This is a genomic window from Reichenbachiella ulvae, assembly GCF_025833875.1.
GTDB classification, from domain to species: Bacteria; Bacteroidota; Bacteroidia; order Cytophagales; family Cyclobacteriaceae; genus Reichenbachiella; species Reichenbachiella ulvae.
On sequence record NZ_JAOYOD010000001.1, the window covers coordinates 3602318 to 3623919 of the forward strand.

The 21602-nt window shown below is 39.0% G+C and carries 15 protein-coding genes and 1 pseudogene; 3 read left to right on the forward strand and 13 right to left on the reverse strand.

Annotation, left to right across the window (positions count from 1 at the left end; genetic code table 11):
- Positions 1–134 precede the first annotated feature (134 nt).
- From N7U62_RS14480 to N7U62_RS14495, 4 genes are all read right to left on the reverse strand, one after another.
- Complete coding sequence (locus N7U62_RS14480; protein ID WP_264138703.1) at positions 135–299, reverse strand: RICIN domain-containing protein; 165 nt, start codon at positions 297–299, stop codon at positions 135–137.
- Positions 300–372: 73 nt separating this feature from the next.
- Positions 373–633 carry a hypothetical protein gene (locus tag N7U62_RS14485; protein WP_264138704.1) on the reverse strand — a complete coding sequence of 87 codons (261 nt, stop codon included), beginning with the start codon at positions 631–633 and terminating at the stop codon, positions 373–375.
- Between the two features lie 548 nt (positions 634–1181).
- Positions 1182–2006 (reverse strand): IS3 family transposase, encoded by an 825-nt coding sequence (locus tag N7U62_RS14490; protein ID WP_318840670.1) that lies wholly within the window; start codon positions 2004–2006, stop codon positions 1182–1184.
- A 23-nt stretch (positions 2007–2029) separates the two neighbouring features.
- A complete protein-coding gene (locus N7U62_RS14495) occupies positions 2030–2305 on the reverse strand; it encodes a transposase (protein WP_264136081.1) in 276 nt (91 codons plus the stop codon).
- An 89-nt stretch (positions 2306–2394) separates the two neighbouring features.
- Between N7U62_RS14495 and N7U62_RS14500 the strand changes: the two are divergent.
- Positions 2395–2727: pseudogene (locus N7U62_RS14500) on the forward strand (IS66 family transposase).
- On the forward strand, positions 2724–2873 hold the full coding sequence (locus N7U62_RS23245) for a hypothetical protein (protein ID WP_404818034.1): 150 nt from the start codon (positions 2724–2726) through the stop codon (positions 2871–2873). The pseudogene N7U62_RS14500 and the gene N7U62_RS23245 overlap by 4 nt, the downstream one beginning before the upstream one ends.
- 108 nt (positions 2874–2981) lie before the next feature.
- Here the strand turns inward: N7U62_RS23245 and N7U62_RS23250 are convergent, their stop codons facing one another.
- A complete protein-coding gene (locus N7U62_RS23250) occupies positions 2982–3266 on the reverse strand; it encodes a T9SS type A sorting domain-containing protein (RefSeq protein ID WP_404818035.1) in 285 nt (94 codons plus the stop codon).
- Between N7U62_RS23250 and N7U62_RS14505 the strand changes: the two genes are divergently transcribed.
- A complete protein-coding gene (locus N7U62_RS14505) occupies positions 3234–3470 on the forward strand; it encodes a hypothetical protein (protein WP_264138705.1) in 237 nt (78 codons plus the stop codon). The genes N7U62_RS23250 and N7U62_RS14505 overlap by 33 nt on opposite strands.
- Positions 3471–3495: 25 nt before the next feature.
- Here N7U62_RS14505 and N7U62_RS14510 read toward each other — a convergent pair whose 3' ends face one another.
- From N7U62_RS14510 to N7U62_RS14545, 8 genes are all read right to left on the reverse strand, one after another.
- Positions 3496–4698 (reverse strand): hypothetical protein, encoded by a 1203-nt coding sequence (locus N7U62_RS14510; protein ID WP_264138706.1) that lies wholly within the window; start codon positions 4696–4698, stop codon positions 3496–3498.
- Positions 4699–5011: 313 nt separating this feature from the next.
- A complete protein-coding gene (locus tag N7U62_RS14515) occupies positions 5012–6502 on the reverse strand; it encodes an RICIN domain-containing protein (protein WP_264138707.1) in 1491 nt (496 codons plus the stop codon).
- 91 nt (positions 6503–6593) lie between these two features.
- The gene (locus N7U62_RS14520) at positions 6594–7739 is read right to left on the reverse strand and encodes a T9SS type A sorting domain-containing protein (RefSeq protein ID WP_264138708.1); all 1146 of its coding nucleotides are present in this window, start codon (positions 7737–7739) and stop codon (positions 6594–6596) included.
- A gap of 6 nt (positions 7740–7745) precedes the next feature.
- Positions 7746–10811, reverse strand: coding sequence for a beta-galactosidase, LacZ type (gene lacZ / locus N7U62_RS14525; protein ID WP_264138709.1), 3066 nt, complete (start codon positions 10809–10811; stop codon positions 7746–7748).
- 133 nt (positions 10812–10944) lie between these two features.
- On the reverse strand, positions 10945–15021 hold the full coding sequence (locus N7U62_RS14530; RefSeq protein WP_264138710.1) for a hybrid sensor histidine kinase/response regulator transcription factor: 4077 nt from the start codon (positions 15019–15021) through the stop codon (positions 10945–10947).
- A 9-nt stretch (positions 15022–15030) separates the two neighbouring features.
- Positions 15031–16707 (reverse strand): glycoside hydrolase, encoded by a 1677-nt coding sequence (locus N7U62_RS14535; protein ID WP_264138711.1) that lies wholly within the window; start codon positions 16705–16707, stop codon positions 15031–15033.
- 59 nt (positions 16708–16766) lie between these two features.
- On the reverse strand, positions 16767–18476 hold the full coding sequence (locus N7U62_RS14540; protein WP_264138712.1) for a RagB/SusD family nutrient uptake outer membrane protein: 1710 nt from the start codon (positions 18474–18476) through the stop codon (positions 16767–16769).
- Between the two features lie 4 nt (positions 18477–18480).
- The gene (locus N7U62_RS14545) at positions 18481–21597 is read right to left on the reverse strand and encodes a SusC/RagA family TonB-linked outer membrane protein (RefSeq protein WP_264138713.1); all 3117 of its coding nucleotides are present in this window, start codon (positions 21595–21597) and stop codon (positions 18481–18483) included.
- Between the last annotated feature and the right edge of the window lie 5 nt (positions 21598–21602).

Here is a 21602-nt window from a genome sequence, read left to right on the forward strand (position 1 = left end):
TTGAAAATAAAGTTTGTGCAAAATTTGTTTTCATTTGTAAATAAAGTTTGTGCATAATTAAACCATATAGATATTCAAAGAATAACTGCCTCTTGAATTAGAGGGGCAGTAAAGTTACCACAAATCAATATATTTTACTGTTGGATAATTTCCCATTGTTGATTAGTTCCTCCATTATCTGGCCACTGACTAGCTCCATCCGCAGTAGAACCACCATTAACATCCAAACCCTGACCGCGATTTCGATTGACTATTACATAATACGTTGTCCCAGCACCTCCTGAAACATTTTCGCCCACCCATATCTGATTCTATCTAACCAGATTGATTAGTCGTACTTAAAGTAATATTCGTTCCAATTCCACTGCGTTCCTAGATACTATACGAATCACCATCTCTCAAACCAGACCAATAGATACTACTATTTCGAAATAAGTTAGTTGAGCCTTGTATATATGCCACTTCATTATCTCCATTTGCAGAACCATTGTAATTTTTCCCAGTAGTCATACCTGCTCCATATTCCGTTACAACGGTTCTACTTGCATAAGACCCAATTCGATTGTTCCAGTCTTGTTCCCATTGTGATGGCGTAGAATGTGTAGTCCAAAAGGCATAGTTGTGCAGAGCCAAAAGACAACTGCTAAATCGGCTATCGGCACCAACACCTTTGACATCCTCTGAATATCCAGTTCCTCCTAGTAAAATCCTTCCTCGAGGAATACTTGGGCACTCCGAAAGCCTATCGTCATAGATTGTAGTTAGCTGCGAAAGGAAGTATCCATGCGGCTCATTAATACCTCAAAGTAAACTTTAGACTCATTACCATATCCCAAAAATTGGACATATTATCAATTATGCTATCACGAGAAGAAGCCCCATCTAATAAGCTATTATTACCTTCATATCCTTATTCACTACCTGATCAATGACTGCTGAATAAGCCCCACCAAGATTCAAATACACTAGGCGGGTTAATCGGTAATCTTACAGCATTTACTCAAGGCATGTTGATTTGAAAACAACTAAGACGTGCCAACCATGCCCTAGTTTAAATCCAGAAGCTGTATGCCATAGTGATCATACCCCAATAGTTAGGACAGGGATTGTTCGGTTTTAAGTTCTACAATAGTGTTTAATAATCCTTTCATTAACAATAAAACCCAAAAATAATCTACTCATTAGGCGGCCTGTTTTTGGGTGGTTTGATAGAGATCAATCGGTCTCTGATTCTCGATACTTGTATGCCTTCTTTCCATGTTGTAGTAGTTGAAGTACTCTGCCACTAGTAGGTACAGATCCATACCGTCCTTAGGTGGATTGAGGTACAGTTTTTCATACTTTACACTTCTCCACAACCGCTCAATAAAGGCATTGTCAATAGCCCTTCCTTTTCCGTCCATACTCAATTTGATGTCTTGACTCAAGACGAAGTTGGCGAAGACTTCTGATGTAAACTGTGAGCCTTGATCGGTATTGAGGATCTCTGGCTTTCCATGTGTTTCTATAGCCTCTTCTAGGCAGTTTAGGCACCAGTCCGCATCCATTGAGTTAGATACTGACCAATTGACTACATACCTGCTGTAGAGGTCAATAATGGCTATCAAATACATAAAACCCTTCTTCATTGGGATGTAGGTGATGTCTATTGCCCAGACCTGATTGGGACGTTTCACGGTCAGATTACGAAGCAGATAAGGGTACACTTTATGAGCCTTGTGCCGTCTGGAAGTATGTTTTCCAGGCTGGGTAGCTCTAAGCCCCATCACCCGATAGTAGAGTCGTTCAACCCGATTTTTGCTCACCTGCAGTCCCTTGTCTTTGGTCAGCCAGGTATGCATGCTGCGTGCCCCCTTAAAAGAATGGTGGAGATAATGCTCGTCCATCATACGCATGAGTTTTAAGTTCAATTCAGATTCTCCTCTGGGCTTATAATATATTCCCGAACGGTGTAGGGAAAGTAGTTTGCACTGCTTTGCCATACTCAATTGACCCTTGCTTATCAATGATCGCCGTTCAGCAAGAGGTCTTACCGCAAGGCGTCGTTTAAAAAATCATTCTCAACTTTAAGTTGCCCAATTACCTTAAGCAGCTGATCACGTTCATCTTCAATTTGGGACTTCTTGCTCTTGCCTTTTTTCTCAAAAACACCCTCTGCATTGGCCAAAAACTCTCTTTTCCAGAGGTTGATTTGCTGAGGGGCTAGTTCATATTTCTGTGCTAGTTCTGCTACACTTGATTGCTCTTTGATGGCCTCTAATACCACCTTCGTCTTGAATTTTGATGTGTACTTCTTGCGTGTCATATCAGTAAATTTAATCGTCATTTCTGAACTAAACCCACTGTCCCATTTTTTGGGGTATGATCATAGAGCGGTACTTGAAATAAAACGAAGTGCCAACAGATAAAATCAAGGAACTTCGTGAGCAAGACGCTGTACCCATATTAAAGGACTTCAAAGAATGGCTTGAGGATCAATACACACAAGTACTACCCAAAACTGCTATTGGCAAGGCCATCGCCTATAGCCTGAAGTTATTGCCACAGTTGACTGTTTACACCTAAAATGGGAAATGGACTATTGACAACAATGCTTTAGAAAACAATATCGGACCATTGGCACTGGGCAAGAATAATTATTTATTCGCCAGATCACATCAGGCCGCACACCAAGCCGCAATGATGTTCTCTTTCTTTGGTATCTGCAAACTAAACTCAACAACATAGCCCCTATAAGGTGGCTCACCGAAACCCTGAGAAAACTCCCTGATGCCAAAATCAGCCATCTCGAAAAGCTACTGCCTCTCAGAATGCAAAACAATTTACTATTCCTAGGCACTCAAGACCGGAGGGATACATTACATCTCTTATGAAAGTGCAAATTTCAGCGAATAGTCGACACTGCTATATTTTTACGACAAATTAATATCCAGAATATTGTGTTAAAATAGAGCCACAAAATGTGGCCCTATTAACAATTACTAATTAATTACTACTCTAATTTTTGTTTCTTGAACACCTGCTTTTATACTTATGATATAAATACCTATTAGTGTATTAGATGGTAAATCAATTCTATTTATACCACTCTCTAAGTTACCATTTAGAACTTTACGTCCTAACAGGTTATACATCTCAAATGTACCATTAGAAGAATCTCCATTAAGCAAAATATTAAGCGTTCTACCATTACTAGGGTTCGGATAAACCTCGATTCTGGTACTTGTTAATTCTTGACTAATTACACGACTAGAAGTGCTAAAGATTTCTTAGACCAACCCATTGAAGTATTGAAATTGAGCGATGAGTTTAAGGAGGTGGCTCAAATCAATCATTTTCAAACCTTGTCTGAAATGATAGAGTTACCCATTGAGGTATTGGGGAAAATGGAGCAATTTAATCATCGCATCATGGCAGAATACATTTCTTTTATGGAAGAAAATGGCTTTGGCCACATGATTGAAAACTAGACTTAAGAGCGTGTAGAACTTAAAACTAATTCTTTCGAATGTGATTAATCATGTTGATCAATAAATCTTTCACTCCCTCCTTCGTATTGTGCTCTACATTATAAAATTTCGTTCTCAGGCTTTCTGCGGATACATTCTCTGCCCTTTTGGTTCTCATGAATCGAGCTAAGAAACGTAGTACCTCACGCTGGTTTCGATTTTTGAATACGCCTGAATCAATAAAGACTTTGATAAGATAAGCCAACTGTGCTACTGAAAGGTTTGTATGGAGCTTAAAATCCATAGGAAAATCTTCATACTTATTGGGTGAAAGATTGAGAGAGAGTTGTTGTTGCTTTTCTAAATACAAAACCTCTTCGTCTAGCCAATCTAAAAGGTTTTCCTTTAGTGACTTTTGCCTCGGCTTATAAGCTACTCCCGGTTTAATCTGAGTCTGGCTGATACACTTGTTAAACCAAGCCAGATTCTCCATTTGTCCATATAGGGTATCTTCCTTTTGATAACATAGTTTGATAAAGCGTGTATAGTACCCAAAAAAGCGAAATGAGTTGTAATTGAGATACATCATATTGGAAAGAATATCCCCATCCAATTCTTCATTTTCATGTTCATTTTCTGCAAGTTCCTGTAGCTCTTTGAGCATCTCTTTCAGGTAAATCAATTTTCTGAAAGAAGTCTTCTCTCTATTTCTTATCTCTTTGAATTGCCCAAAAGGAACAAGTACTATTTGAAGCAGGCGAATATTAACACCTTTCCTTTTCAAGCTATATTCGATGTCTGGTAAGTATTCCTGAAAGTCTCGATTGGCAATAATTCTATAACAGTCAGGAATCTTAGCTTTTAGGCTGAAGTATTTGGAAAAATACTTCTCTATGTAAGTCAGCAACTCTTCAAGCGAACCATATACGACCTTGTAAAGATTGGTGGGAGAAGGCTCCTCTGACAGTTCATAGATTCTTAGTGCCTCTTCTGGTCTAAAGTATTTCAAGAGCTGATCTGTAAGGCTGATCAATTCTTGTTGATGCTGTTGGATGTAAGTCTCTATCTGTCGTTCCTTTTTTGTGCCAAATACTACTTTTCTAATGGCTTTCTTGATTCTATCCGTTTCAGATTCAGCGATAGATTTCAGGTCATCTAGTTTTTCAATCGTTGTCTGATTGTTTATGAATTGCGAAGGGTTTAGGTCGGTAAACACCAAAGTATTTAATACTTCAAGTTCGTATCTCAATGTTCTAATGTGTTGGTTTTTAATATAATCTATAGCACAAGGTTAGAGCCAAATTCAAGTTCATCTTATGAATCATGCTTCCCCTATGAGATAAGTCCTGTTGTACCAGGAAACGTCACAAATGGAATAATCAACCCTACAGGGTATAAATACAGAAAAGCTAAGCTCACAATCCTGAGTATAGCCTTTTAATAATCTCCATTCAAAATCTGTCTATTCTCTTAAACTTCACATATGCACCTCCTTGAAATCTAAAAAATTCTAATTCAATCATTAGGTTGAGGTATCTCAACCTAATGATTATAAAATTATCTTACTGTTCTATCAACTCCCATTGTTGATTAGTTCCTCCACTCCAAGGCCATTGGATCACATCAGCTCCATCGCTTGAAGAACCTCCATTTACATCAAGAGCCTTCCCACTGTTTCGATTGATAATCCTATGATATCCTCCACCATTATCAATGACTTCCCATTGTTGATTAGTTCCTCCATTGTCTGGCCACTGAATTACGCTAGCTCCATCCGCAGTAGAACCTCCATTAACATCCAAATCCTGACCGCTATTTCTATTGACTATCCTAGAGTATCCACTACCCACATCTATAATCTCCCACTCTTGGTTTTGTCCACCATTGCTAGTCCACTGAATGACGTTAGCTCCATCGCTAGTAGAGGCACCATTCACGTCAAGTGCTTTACCACTATTTCGATTGACTATTACATAATACGTAGTCCCAGAACCTCCTGAAACGTTTTCGCCCCACCCATATCTGATTCTATCTACACCAGACTGATTAGTCGTGCTCAAAGTAATATTCGTCCCACTTCCACTGCGTTCCTGGATACTATACGAATCACCATCTCTCAAACCAGGCCAATAGACACTACCAATACTACTATTTCGAAATAAGTTAGTTGACCCTTGTATATATGCTACCTCATTATCTCCATTTGCAGAGCCATTGTAATTTTTCCCAGTAGTCATACCTGCTCCATATTCCGTTACAACGGTTCTACTTGCATAAGACCCAATTCGATTGTTCCAGTCTTGTTCCCATTGTGATGGCGTAGAATGTGTAGTCCAAAAGGCATAGTTGTGCAGAGCCAAAAGACAACTGCTAAATCGGCTATCGGCACCAACACCTTTGACATCCTCTGAATATCCAGTTCCTCCTAGTAAAATCCTTCCTCGAGGAACACTTGGGTACTCCGAAAGCCAGTCGTCATAGATTGTAGTTAGCTGCGAAAGGGAATATCCATGCGGTTCATTAAATACCTCAAAGTAAACGTTAGACTCATTAGCATACTGAGCGACTACCACATCCCACATATCCCAAAAATCGGACATATTATCAATGATGCCATCACGAGAAGAAGCTCCTTCCCAATATGCTATTATTACCTTCATATCCTTATCTACTGCCTGATCAATGGCTGCTGAATAGGCCCCCCACCAAGATTCTAGTACACTAGGCGGATTAATCGGCAATCTTACAGTATTTACTCCAGGCATGTTGGTTTGAAAACCACTAAGAATAGCATCAGCCTTAGCTGACACTGTTGAATAATTGTCCGAAGCATCTAAGCCTGATGGAATCACCCATCCATCAACAAAATTATCCCTGCCATCGGCCCAATTTACACCTGCAATTTGTGCAGCACCTACTGCAGCACTTGAAAGTTCTGCCTCGACAGGCTCCAACATGTTTTCATTACCCAGGTCATCAGTACAACCCATGCAAATCAAAATTGCAATACAAAACCCAAGAAGGGTTCCCTTCACTTTTTTTAGTCTGTTCATATCATAATTATTTTTAGTTAAAGACCAAAAATCAATGATAGGCAGTAAGGTGAGGGGGTAAACATTCTGAGTATCAGAGGGGGTGATTGATTTATTTCAGTATCACAACTGGAATACAAGTGATTCTATCTCGAAATTGCAACTTGACAAAATAGTACCCTGGCTCATATAGTTTCAAGAGATTATTCTCAGAGTCCCAACTCCAACTCGTAACCTTACCTTTTAGATCAAGCACAGTAACCTTTTCAATCGACAAACTTTTGGGGCTTATTTGTACCCAACCATCAAAGGATGGATTAGGGTAACAAATAACAGCACTCTCAGGGTCACTCAACCAACCTATCGCTTTCAAAACTGCAATTAAAGAGAGGTCCTTTTCAATGTCATGAAAATTCCAACCTTCTGAAACAACTGGGATCATCAAAGATTCAAGACCGCTATTTTGAATACCTGCAGTGTCAAAATGACTAATACTAGACTGTTCCTCAAATGGTGAAGGGGTGTATACTTTTAATCTATTGACAGTATTTCCCAAATTGAGGTAAACCTTTTGACTGGTTAGTACATGTGCCAATTCTTGTGGAGCTCCTATGTAGTCGGTCAAAGGGCTGCCTAATTCATCTTCAAGTAAATAATCATAGATCAATAGGCCTTCCTCTATCCCCAATGTCCCTGTATTATTTCCTTGAATACTAGCTGAAGAGAATACTCCCAGACCATGTGCTATTTCATGTAGCAACACAGTCAGAAGATCAAAGCTATTATCGGGGGTGTTGGCATCTAGTCCATAATACCAATTGACATTTGAATTGATAGCAATCTTCATATCCGGACTAAGACTATTTAGTGATTGTCCCAAAAGGGATTCTGCCAAAGAGACTGGATAAAGAGCGCTGGAATATACCGGTTTTGCATCAAGAGCATATAGCTGTTGGACTGTAGTCACAGCTAATGCATTATTTTCCAATTCATCCCAAACAAATTCAACATTCAATGGAATGGGAGAACCTAAAAGGCTCTCCCACTTTGACAAAGCATGACTAAATACCTTATCGAAACTGTATGAAAGTTCTTTCTCTGATACTCCTTTTGGTAAGCTAGAAGATATCTCATTCGATTCTACATCCGAATACAGACTACAAACTGTGTATTGTCCTTGAACACTTTGTGCACTTCCAATTCCCCACAAAAAAGCTATGAATAGATATGCCCATTTTAGAATATCTCTTCCAATCATATTCCATTAGCCTTGTGGTATTATTATAAATCCATAGCTGTAAGTGTCTTGACTTAGTCGATACTTTTTCAGAGGCTTGTAACCCCAACTATTATCACCGCCTACTCCTTGCTGTTTTAAATCAATATTCAATTCAACTAAAGCTCTTCGAGGCAGCTCAAACCTATGTTCAGGAAAATCATCGAGGTCTTCCAAAGTATAGTTGTGAGCACTAAATTCCAGCGGTTGCTTTCCAATGATCTTTAATCCCTTCCCGCTTGAATTCAGTATTTGTAACCATCTGGTATCCGTTCGATTTCCATTCTCCTGAGGAACGATATAGGGTGTCTCGAGATCCTTTACCTTTGCATGATATAAGCCTATATCAGCTGCTTGCATTCTGTCTATATAATTTTCAACCGGGCCTCTTCCATACCAATTTACATTAGCATATTCGATGGGCAATTGCATACGCATACCTACTCGAGGAATATCTGGTAAGTCAGTGGACTTAACCATAGTAAAATCTACAGCCACACTACCATCACCTCCAATCACATATTTGATCTCCGTATGTACTGCACCATCCATATAACTTAATGAAGCCATTACTTCCAGAATTCCATCTGACAGCTGATTGTAAGTAAATCGCGTCAATTGGCTGTCAGTACCTCGCCACATTGCATAACTATTCTGCATTTGATAGCCTCGGTCATTATTGGTCGGATTCCTCCAAAAATTAGGAGAGAGTGGTTGTTTTAAAAAAGATTCACTATCATAAGTGTATTCGATAAGTAACCCTGATTTCTTCGAAAAAGCTGCAGAGAACCTATCTCCAAATACACATAACTTTTCCTCATTCTCATAGGTTCGAAAATCCTCAGAACTAGTTACTTCATGAGCATATGCCTTATAACCTGAGAGAGCCTGTTGATGTCTGGCGACCACTTTCCCTGCACTTAAGCCTGGTAAGGAGTCTTTACGGCTCACCAATATATTCAGTAAAAGTTCTTGATCTTGCTGACTTGCTTTTGGTAAAGCCAAGACAGCATTTTTATGCTTATTGGGAACAATATTGCCTATATCCCATTTCCCTTCACTCACTACTTTGCCATCGGCTAATATCTGATATTCAAAATCTAACTCGTTAGCATCAGTGAAGGCATAATAATTGAAAATGTCACAGCTCACCTCAGCCTTCCCTATTTCCCAATTTTTGAACTTTACATTCTGATATACTCGTTCAACTTCCAATAAAGCAGGTTTGATACTACGGTCCGGAAAAATCAAACCATTCAAGCAAAAATCCTTATCACTGGGCACATCTGCTGGGCCAAAATCCCCCCCATAGAAGTAATCTTCGCCATTTGTAGTTTTGCCTTTCAAGCCCTGATCCATCCAATCCCATATAAAACCGCCTTGTAGCTGTGGTTCACTCTCTATTAAATCCCAGTAATCGATGATGTTACCTACACTATTTCCCATGGCATGCATATACTCACACAGTATAAAAGGACGGTCATCACCAAGGGTCAAATATTCTTGCATGTCATTAATCCTATAATACATAGGCACAACAATATCTGTATATGACTCTGTCCAAGCTTGCTCGTATTGTACAGGTCTTGAGTTATCCCTGGATTTGATCCATTGGGCTGCATCCTCAAAGTTCTTTCCAGATCCTGCTTCATTGCCCAAGGACCAAATGATGACAGACGGATGGTTTTTATCACGTTCTACCATACGCTTAACCCGATTTAGATGTGCTTCTTTCCATTTAGGGTTGTTTCCCAAAGTTTTATCTAGGGAATAACCATCATTCCACAAGCTCCCCATGGCATGGCTTTCAATATTGGCTTCATCAACAACATATAAACCATATTTATCACAGAGTTCATACCAGTAAGGATCATTAGGGTAGTGACTCGTCCGTACCGCATTGATATTGTGTTGTTTCATCAATAACACATCGGCCAGCATATCGTCTCTGGATACGACATGTCCCTCATACTCGTCATGCTCATGCCTATTGACTCCTTTTATTAGGATCGGCTGGCCATTTACCATCAGCTGCTTGTTCTTGATTTCTACTTTTCTAAATCCTATAGACTGTCCTAGGTAGCTTACTGCTTTTCCTTTGGTTACCTGTAGTTGTAGTTGATACAAGTTAGGTTTCTCAGCAGACCACAGCTGTGGAGATATAATAGATTCTTCGATGACTAACTCTCTCTCAATATTGTACTGTTTTTTTAGCACTTCTTCTCCCTTTGGATTTAGCAAGGCTAGCTCAACTTTGGCTCCTGTCAACTCTCCACTCCAAGTAGTTTCCAAGCTTAACTTTGCATTTTTATAATCGTCCGAAAGCTCAGTTTTAATAAACCAATCGCTCAAGTATGTCTCAGGAAGTGCTCTCAAGTACACATCGCGCTCTATGCCACTTAACCTCCACATATCCTGATCCTCCAGGTAACTACCATCATTCCATCTATACACCTGAACGGAAATATCATTGCTTCCCTTTTTCAAATACTCAGTTACATCAAACTCTCTTGGCGTTTTTGATCCTTTGCCAATACCTACCTGATGTCCATTAATCCAAACAATGAATGCGGAGTTGACTGCTCCAAAATGGAGTATCACTTTTCTATTCTTCCACTCCTTTGGTAACTCAAATTTCTTCTTGTAGGATCCTACAGGATTGTAGTGCTTTTGAATGTATGGAGGATTTTTCTCAAACGGGTACTTCACATTCGTGTAGATAGGGACACCAAACCCCTTCATTTGCCAATCGGAAGGCACTTCGATACTCTGCCATCCTTGAGTGCTATATCCTTTAGAATAAAAGCCCTGTGGTATTTTATCAGGGTTTTCTGCCCAGTAAAAGTTCCAGACACCATTTAAACTTAAGTAGTTTTTATCTTCTTCTTTATTACTGTGAGTAGCTAGAGTCTCACTCTGATACTGAAAAAATGTCGCTCGAGGATCCAAAGCGCTAACAGATGGAACTGTGGGATCTTCCAATTCCTTTGGCATTTGAGCCATCACATTCAATACCAAAAGCAAAAAACAAACTATTACAACTCCCTTTTTCATAATCACTAATTCAATTAATTTTCGTACTGGCAAATTAGTATTGCCACCTCCTTAAGGGGAGGTAGGCATTTATAAAAAAGGGGGGAATGATTGATGAAAAAGGGACAAAAGCACTAACAGTTATGCTTTTTGTCTAACGGCTATTCAACATTCTGTTGATATCCTCCTTGGACATTTCTTTAGAAAACTTGTTTTTGTATTCAGAAGGAGCGATCCCGAATTGTTCTTTAAAACACTTCCGAAAATATTTCAAATCACTGAAATCCACTGCAAATGCAACTTCAGTTACTGTCATATCCTCAGCAACAAGTAACTGAGCAGCTCTTTTGATCTTAATTTTTCTAATAAACAGCTGTATGGTATCACCAGTTAGATTCTTGATCTTTCGATAAAGTGAATTCTGCCCCATTCCAAGCTCTTTACACAAATCAGGCACACTGAACTCCGCAGACTCCATCATAGAATGGATGGTTGATTCTACGTTTAGGATGAACTCCATTTCTTTGGAAGATGAATTGGGGCTATTGTCGAAAAGATCATGGCTGGTATATTTTAGTTGTAACAGTTTTCTGCTACTGAGTAAATTATTTACTCGTACTTTTAACAGGTCTGAACTAAAAGGTTTGGTAATATAATCATCAGCCCCAGACTCAAACCCCTCTATCTTAGAAACGTTTGAGTTTTTAGCTGTTAGCATGATAAAAGGTATGTGACTAGTAGCCGAATTCTCTTTTATCATGTGACAAAATTTCATACCATCTATATCTGGCATCATTAAATCTGAGATAATCAAGTCAGGAATGCTTTCCATTGCAATGTCAAATGCATCTCTAGCATTATCGCAAGCAATTACCCTATACTTATCTTCAAACAAGGTCTGTACATAGGTCGTGATATCTACATTGTCATCAACAATAAGGATAACTTTATCTGAAGTGTTAACCCCTGTAACCCCTCCCTTCTCTAGCAATACTTCAAATTCTGGCTCAATATCATGTTCGTCATTTTTAACCTCAATAAAACGAACGTAATCACTTGTTTTGAAATGCTCTTTGTCCTTCTTCAATCGAACGGTAAAAGCAGTCCCCTGTCCTTGTTCACTATCAACTGTAATTTCGCCATGGTGTAATTCAATAAAACTCTTACAAAGAGCCAGGCCTATACCGGTACCACCTGAACCAATTGAATTACTCGCCTGATAGAAAGGAGAAAAAATATGTTCTAGTTCCTTTTGGTCTATTCCTCCCGCCTGATCCTTTACCTCCACGACAACTTCATCCCTCTTATGAAACATACCAAACTTAATAACCCTGCCTTCTGGTGAAAACTTAATTGCATTTGACAAAAGGTTACTTAACACAATTTGAATTTTCTCAATATCTACCCAAGCATACAAGTCCTGTTCGCAATAAAAACCTAATATTACACCTTTCTCTTTAGCTAAATGGGTAAAACTCTCTGCTTCTTCTTGACCCAAAACATTAAGATCATGGTAGCCCACATTGAGAACCGTTTTATTCATTTCTATCTTCCGAAACTCAAGCATTCGACCAATAAATTTGAGGAGGATAGAGGTGTTCTTTTTAATCAAATGGAGGTAGTACAGGGTAGCTTCATTAGTCTCTTTTTTAATAAGATCATTTACTGGCCCTTGTATCAAAGTAAGAGGTGTCTTTAACTCATGAGAAAAATTAGTGTAAAACCGTAATTTCTCCTGCATAGAACTGTGTTCACGTTCTCTTAGGGCTTGTTCAAACTCCAGATTCTGCTTAAGCAAAAGTCGACTATTATTGAAGCGTATATACCACCACAGTAAGAGAATGAATACTATTCCGTAAAGTAAATATGCTTGCCATGTACGCCATATAGGGGGGTGAATTATTATGGCCAACTCCTTTGAAACATTCTCGTCCCTCAGCCTTTTCACTTTAAAGCTATATACACCTGGTGGAACATTTCTATATGTTACTTCATTGAGATAACCTGTGGTCTGCCATTCCGACTCGAACCCTTCAAGTTTGAAAGTATATTCATTTTGCTTTTTTGTATTGAAACCAGGAATTGAGAACCCGATGGAAAAAACGTTATCTGAATGTGACAACTCTACCTTATCAGTTAAGAAAATACTCTTTCCTTTTGGGAAAATCTCAGAATTTAGTGGGGTTGCTTTATGATCTAAAACCCTAAACTCATTAAGTACAACTCGGTCAGTTGTTTCTTCCGCTGTTAACTCGTTTGGATAAAAAAGATTCAAACCATTAATTCCCCCAATGGCCATAAATCCATTGGAATACAATATCGAGCCATAATTAAAATGACCTTTTTGGAAGCCATCATTACTGTCAAATGTATAAATACCTCCAGAAGTTTTGTCAAAAGCAAATACTCCAATGGAACTACTCATCCAAAGATATCCGTTGCTATCCATTTCTAAGGCTGAAATCGCAAGATTGGTTAGTCCTGGGATTCCTTCTTTATATTCCTTGCTTTGCATATCAAAACAAACCAATCCCTTTTCTCTTGTACCCAGCCAAAGTGTGTCTTGATCCGCTACTAAGTCAAAGATCACTACAGCACCTTTAATTTCTCCTTGAGACAATGGGTACTCATTTAACCTCCCAGTAGGTAAGTGATAGGACAATAAACCTCCTCTGTATGTTCCCAACCAAAGCATATCTCCCGACACCATGGTAATCGCTCTAACATCATAGCCATCTGTAACTCGAATCCAATCTAGCTTTTTACTGTCTTCATTGTAGTGATATGCCCCACCATGGTTGGTTCCTATAAAGATTGACCCATCTCTAGATTCATAGATAGCTCTAATGTCATTGACTTTGAGATCTCCATTAATACCTCCTGCGGTAAAGTGCGTAACTTGGTCTGTTTGTAAATCCACCAGAAATAGACCGTTTTGATAAGTACCCACCCATAGTCTCTTCCTGGCATCCTCCTTAAGGCAAAGAATAGCTACATCTTCTATTTCTTTCCACTCTGCCAATTTGATTTGTTCTGTCTTAGTATTAAGGATATTTAGTCCCTTACCATCAGTACCTACCCACATCACATCGTCCGAAACACTAGAAGATATTCCCCAGACATTATTAAAGTTTAATGACGAAGGCATGTTTGCTTTATGAGTAAGGTGCCTCACTTGCTCACCTCTAGGATCGAAAACATTAATCCCTCCATTGTGTGTCCCCAACCAAAAAAGTTGGTTGTCATCTTGGAAGATTTTACTAATTGTTCGATACGATAGACCACTTTCATTGTTGGATACTCCAAAATGTTTAACGTCTGCCTTTGATAAATCTTCAAGGTTTTTGAATGAAAACATTCCATTTTGACGAGTACCTGTCCATATCTGTTTATCACCATCTTCATACAAACTGAGGTAGTCATCCTTGGGCAATATATCTTGTAATACAGGCTCAACAACAAAAGCTCCAGTATCCTCTTTTTCCCAAATTTTGTAGAGCCCTCCTTCGACCAATACCCACAAAACGCCACGGTGATCTGCAAACATACCGTAGATATTAATGCTGCTTTTTTCATTAAACATTTCAGGAGGTAAATAATCCAATCTTCCACTCTCTAAACCCTTCCTAACTAAACCTTTGTTCCCCACTACTGCCCATAAATGGGCATCAAGAATGGACATATGAAGAGTTGGGTAATTAGAAAAATTGATCCCTGAAACTTCATCTCTTAGATCAAGCCACTCGATATCACCATTAGATCTAATAATCCCACCATTGTATAAACCAAAGTATCGATTTCCTCTATTGTCAATAACCATAGAGGTCACGGGGCCATCTACTTTATCCGGTTTGAACCGAATGATTTCATCACTGACATAATCATACTTACCAACACCAGAACCTGTCATAATCCAGATGTTATTTTGATTATCAACCAAAATATCACTTACGTAATTATTTGGCAGTGAGTGATCAAGTGAATCATCCCTCAAATAAACCTGAAATTTAGACCCTTGATATCTAAACAACCCTCTTTCTGTAGCTACCCATATTTGTCCCAATGTATCTTGGGCTATGTCAATTACTACATTATTAAGTAGGCCTTGGTCTTCGTTTAAACGATGAAATTTATACTGAACAAACAGTTCTTCCTTTTCCCCAGTACTCGCTAAAAGAAAAGGCTGAGATAAAAGAAAGGATACTATTAGAACGGAAAACCATTTCATCATTGGTATAAACTATTTGATGACTAAAGTAACAATAGATCGCGCTGCGATGATAATTTCTGAATTCACATCCTGATACGTCCTAACATGATCCAAGCTTTTAGTCTCACTTGTCTGAAACAGGTCAATACTAGAATAGCCATCACTCAGCCCTTCAATTACAACTTTTTCTGCCTCTTCAGTTTGATTAACTAATACTATGACCACCTCATCTTCCGATTTATAGGCAGATGGAAGCATCTCCTCAATCGCGGCAATATCACTTAGTTTATCGGACCTTTCTAAAGAAATTCGCGTCATACCTGGTCTAATAAATCGTGAATAATTACCCAAAGACCAAAGCATTTTGGACTCATATACATTACCCGCCACAGTATTATGATCGATATATATCAAGCCGTCTTTATAATCATAAGGGCTCACAGCCAACCACCACTGCCATGAAACTGCATTCGCATAAACCAAGTCTGAATGAATTACACGTGCCAAATACAATGCAGGATCCATACCTAAATCACGACCACTTCCTTTTATCTCTTCGTGATCTTCTAGAATACAGTATTCTGACATAATAAAGTCCAACTCAGGATTAATTTCATTGATCTTATCATTGACCAGTTTGCGTGTATTCAATAAAGTACTGAGATCATATGTAGTAAAGTAACTATGGCCAGCAATACTCATTGCTACATTGTCGAGATCTCCAATATATGTATCTCTCGTTGGGCTAAAGAAATTATAAATTTGATCATTTCTACGGCTATCCCTTTCATTGGAATAAAGAAAATCTAAGCTTCCTGCTTCAGTAACTTCAATTTTGGTATCGATTTGAGCCGTTGAAATTTTCTCGTCTAAAACTCTCGTCATTGCCGCCATTTCCTCATTGTTCCATGGACTACCTTCTTGATTACAGCACTTCCATTCCCATTGCGGCTCATTAAATGGACTCACATGATCAAAATGGACTCCTACTTTGGATTGCATGTTTTGCAACACTTCTACTATGAAGTCTGCATACTTATCAAAATTAGCTTCATCTAAATTGGCACTTACTCCATCTTCTGAATAAGCCATACCATTTCTAGTCAATGAGACTGGCGGACTGTTTAAAAATGCAGTAAAGTCATCAACACCATAACTCAACGCTCTTTCCAGAAACCATTGTTGCCCTTCCTGTTTATTCCAATCATAACTTCCATCGGCGTTTAAAAATCCTTCGGCTCTTCTCCATTCATCATTGATATTACTATTAGCACCTTGCTCAGCACTACCGGCTCCTATATTGAATCGCCACGTACTTAAACCTATACCTTTTGGATCATTTGATTCATCAAACTCAGTACTAAACAGTAACTCAGCTATTTTTTCGCGAGAATTTTCATTCCAGTTCTTTCCAACAAATTGTATAGACCATGCATCAGAAGCACCAAAACTTTTTATTTGTTGAAAAGTCTTATCCAAGTCTAAACTCAAAGTCAAATAATCTACCTCTTCTTTATCAACTTCCTCGTTTGGTTCTTCGCCTTCTTTCTCTTGACAATCTTCCTTGGAGGCTTGTGGGCAATCACACGGATCAGTTTCGACACATGCAATACTTTCTTCAGGAGATTCACATGATGTCATTCCAATAAACAAACATATAATAATTATGCATCTAATAATTCCCATGTCCTGTCTCCATCTACTCATATCTCTCATTTTTTCCTATATTAAAAGGGGGAGAATTCTTCTCCCCCTTACTTATAACATTAGTTGTAATTGGGGTTCTGCTCTAATTGACTATTAGATTTCGTTATCTCGTCAATAGGAATGGGAAACCAATAGTGTTGCTCTGAAAAGGACTTTCCTGTAAGTGCCTCTTGTGAATAGTCAAAACTTAATGTCCCATCCTCAGCTCTAGTTATAGCCACTTTTGCTGCCGCTTCATTTTCCACATCCATGGCAATCATCCATCTCCTAACATCATAATATCTATGCTCTTCGAAAGCCAGCTCTACTCTTCTCTCATTTCTAATTTTATCCCTTAATTGAGCTTGGCTTAACCCAGACAATAGCGGTAAGCCCGCTCTTTCTCTAACAAGGTTTACAGCCTCTGTTGCAGTCAGTCCTCCAATTCCAGCTGTATTCGGTCCGGTAGCTTCGTTTTGTGCTTCGGCATATGACAATAAAATCTCTGCATATCGCATATACCTCCAAGGCGTAACTCCTCCAGTGATATCATAGTTATTCAAGTCCGAAGTTTCATCCATGAACTTTCTAAGATAGTATCCGGTAGGTGAAGTATTCCATGGCTCATTACCATCTGGACTATCCAATCCTCCTGGTAAAAAGGTCTCTAGCTCTCTACCTCTGTATTCCACTCCATTATAAAGCACAGTGGCATAAAAACGTGGATCTCTGTTTACATACGGGTTTTGATCATCGTAACCAGACCCTGCCTCATCAATTGCTAAACCATTATCCATTTCATAATCATCCACCAAATTTTGCATTGGACAGTTTCCACCCCATCCACCATATCCGTTTGGTGCATTCATTTTCTCCATAGGAAAACTACGAGAGGTTTGGGTGTAATGCCTCATGAAAATATCCTCTGAAGTTTCTCCCTGAAGAAACAAGAGCCTATAATTCTCCGCCGGATCAGCATCTAGATCATCTACCAGGTCAAATTTCCCCAATGCAATAATCTCACCAGCAGCATCAGCTGCAGCTTGCCACTTAGCACTAGACTCTGTACCAAACAGTGGACTAGCTGCATAAAGTAGAGTTCTAGCTTTGAATCCCATGGCTGCTTCTGCAGTGGCACGTCCCATTTGCTGCACCCCTTGCTCTGGAAGATTGTTAATAGCAAATTCTAGTTCGTTAATGATATAATCTACCGTCTCATCTATTGTTGATCTCTCATACAAGCCATCAAAACTATCATCGAGTTGAACTACACGATCACCAATTAACGGTACTCCACCGAAACCTCTTAGCAACTCGAAATACCGAACTGCCCGAATGAACCTTACTTCGGCTAGTAATTCGTTCATTTTAGAGTCATCAATTTCTAGGGTAGGAATCTTTTGCAAGGCATCATTGCATTCTCTTATCCCAAGATAATTCCGACCCCATGACGTACTTGTAAACCCATAGTTACTAGGACTCAATTGTCCCGTTTGTATCAAGTAAGTCTGGTCATCATTAGAATAAATTGACTCATCCGAAATTGATGAAAATAATGCCCAGTGGTGTCCTCTTGTCAGACCAGCAGAGCCTTCCCATTTATTGGGTTCTTTGTTGGCTAACCTAACACTTGTATAAAGATTCATTAAATACGTTTCTGCCAAGTCAGGATCAGACCATATCAAATCATCAGAAAGATCTGTTGACTTCTTGTTTAAGAAATCGTCCTCGCATGACCACAGTCCGATAGCGAAAACTGTTGTTAGTAATGTTATATAAAGTCTTTTCATCGTCTTAGAATTTAATGGTTGCTCCTACATTAAAAATTTTGTGCTGAGGATATGCATGTCCCTGAATATTGGTCACTTCAGGATCAAAGTCGTCTGACGCCGTGAAAGTGGCCAAGTTTAGCGCATTGACATAAATCCTGGCTGAAGTCAGTCTAACTTTGCTAATCAAATCGACAGGTAGACTATAACCTAACTCAATATTTTTGAGTCGAACAAACGAAGTATTTACTAACCAAAAATCCGTTCTGAATTCATTACCTCCATTTACACTACTTGAGGTTCTCGTATCTACCCGAGGGTAACTACCTGCAATATTGGAAGGGCTATAACGGTTATCAGCCCATGTCTTGGTATAGTTACCAATAGTCCCTGACTCTGGAAGAAAATACTGCTCTGAAAGACCTTGTCCTTGTAACAAGAAAGAGAAATCGAAACTCTTCCAATCCAATCCAGCGGAAACACCATATACCAATTGGGGTACATTTGTCAAATCTGATCTCACCTGATCATTGGCAGTGATCTCACCATTACCATCCACATCCTTGTACATTAAGTCCCCTACTTTATTATTGGGTAGACTAGGATTATTTTCTATATCTTCTGGTGTTCTAAAGATACCCACTGCTTCGTAATAAAGTCCTGCAAAAAGTGGTTTTCCTTCAGCTTTCTTCCATTCAATCACTTCTGGATCTCTAATATCAACCACCTTACTTTTTGCATAAGTAGCATTGGCACTTATAAAAAAATTCAAATTATTGATCGATTGATCATAAGATATCTGACCTTCAAACCCTGAATTTTCAACGGTACCAATATTTTGTTGTGGAACAATCGCAGGAACTATATCATTAGCATCATTGGTTGCATCCCATTCATTGATAATACCCGAAACCCATGGCAAATCTCTTGGCTCAATCAATAATCCATCTCTGGTCTCATGAAAGTAATCAGCCTCAATTGTGAAATGTTGAAAAACAGTCGTTTCCAATCCGATGTCTAGTTTCTTGGATTCTTCCCAAGTAATGTTCTCGTTTGCCAATTGACTAATGACGTAACGAGTAACTGGCACACCATCTACCACGTATCCAGCACCAATATTTTGGTATCTATTCAAAAACTGAAAATCTGGTATCTTGTCATTTCCAATTACACCATAGGAAGCACGAATTTTGAGATTGTTAATAGCTTCCACATTGAAAAATGCTTCTTCAGATATTCTCCAACCTCCAGATACACTCCAAAAGAAACCATACTGATTCCCTTCTGCGAATTTTGAAGAGCCATCATATCTCAACTGTCCTTCCAACAAATACTTACCAGCATAGTCATAGGACACTCTACCAAAATAATTTCTTCGACTTTCTTGAAAACTATCACCTCCATTGGTACCATAGGGATTCTCATTTTCATCAACTCCTTCGGGTCCTTGATTGAGTTCATCGACAGCATCAGAATTAAATCCTCTTCTAAATGCTTCCATGTAATCAGACTTGTATTCACTCTGTTCGTAAGCCACAAAAGCAGAAACATAATGATCATTAATGGCTTTATTAAAATGTAAAGCCGCATGTGCCGTTACCAGCTGTTCATTATCACGTCTTTGGTAAAGCTGTGGGGAAGCAATGTTATTAGGAACCTCCGAGAACTCCATGGGGTCAGAATTAGGCACTGGTTGATATACAACATATGGCAATTCAAACTTCTTCTGCTCCTTGAATGATTTATCAACCGACACAAAACCCTTGACCGAAAATGACTCAGCAAACGGAAGCTTGTAATCAAAATCTAGTATGGTATTGAGCACAGTCTTAGGTTGTGTATCCTTACCAGGTGTATCAGTAACCAATACCAAAGGATTATTGGCTCTTTCTGAACCAATACCATAACCAACACCATCATAGTAAGGCACCAAACTAGGCTGAGCTCTATATGCGGCTCTGAATACACCTTCAGCAGATGTAGTTGAATAAGTTCCCTTTTCCTGTCTTACATTAAGCTTGGCGCCAATTTTCAAATAATCAGTAGCATTGACATCAACATTGGTTCTTAAATTGATTTGTTCAAATTCCGTAATCCCATTTTTGTAGATTCCTTCCTGATGTCTCCTGCCTAATGAAACAAAATACTGGGTAGTTTCTCCTCCCCCTCCAATTGACAGACTTTGCTGGTCTTGATAACTGATTGGAGCAATCACTTCATTCAGCCAATCTGTATTTGCGTAGTTGACGGGATCACTACCATTTCTAAACAATTCGAGTTCTTCTTCAGTATAAGTCTGATTCAGTCCCCCCCCAGGGTTGTTATAGTAAGCTATTTCGTTCAATATCTCACCATATTGAGCAGAACTTGCCATTTCCGGAATTCGAGTTGGTCTAACAAAACCATGATTATAAGTGAAGGTAAAAACTGGTTCACTTTTCACTCCTCCCTTAGTTGTAACTAATATAACTCCATTGGCAGCTCTTGAACCATATATAGCAGCAGATGCATCCTTCAAAACTGAAATACTCTGAATGTTATTTGGATCCAAACGCTCAAGTCCACCTAACTGACTGGCAACACCATCTACTACAATTAAAGGACTATTATCTCCATTGGAACCTTGTCCTCTAATCAAAAGTTGCGACCCATCAAACCCCGGCTCACCGGAAGCTGTAGTTGCAATAACTCCCGATATCCTACCTGCAAATGAATTTGAAAGGTTAGGCTGAGGACTTTTCTGAAGTTCCTTACCTTGAACAGAAGATACAGAGCTAACTAAAGTCTCTTTCGCCTGTTCACCATACCCAACAACAATCACTTCCTCCAACGCCTGTACATCTGCGTCAAGCACAATATCAATTGTACTTCGACCATTTACAGGAATCTCTTTAGAAAGATATCCAACATAAGAAATACTCAATGTTGCATCAGAAGGAACTTCAATGCTAAACTCCCCATCCATATTAGTAACAGTTCCCTTAGTAGTACCCTTCTGAAGTACTGTAACACCAGGCAAGGCATCTTGTAAATCGCTCGCCAATATCTTTCCACTTACCGTAATGCTTTGTGCTAGGGTGGCAAAACCACTCATAACTAGGCACAAAAGAAGCAGTACATGTTTTGTATATTTTCTATTCATAATAT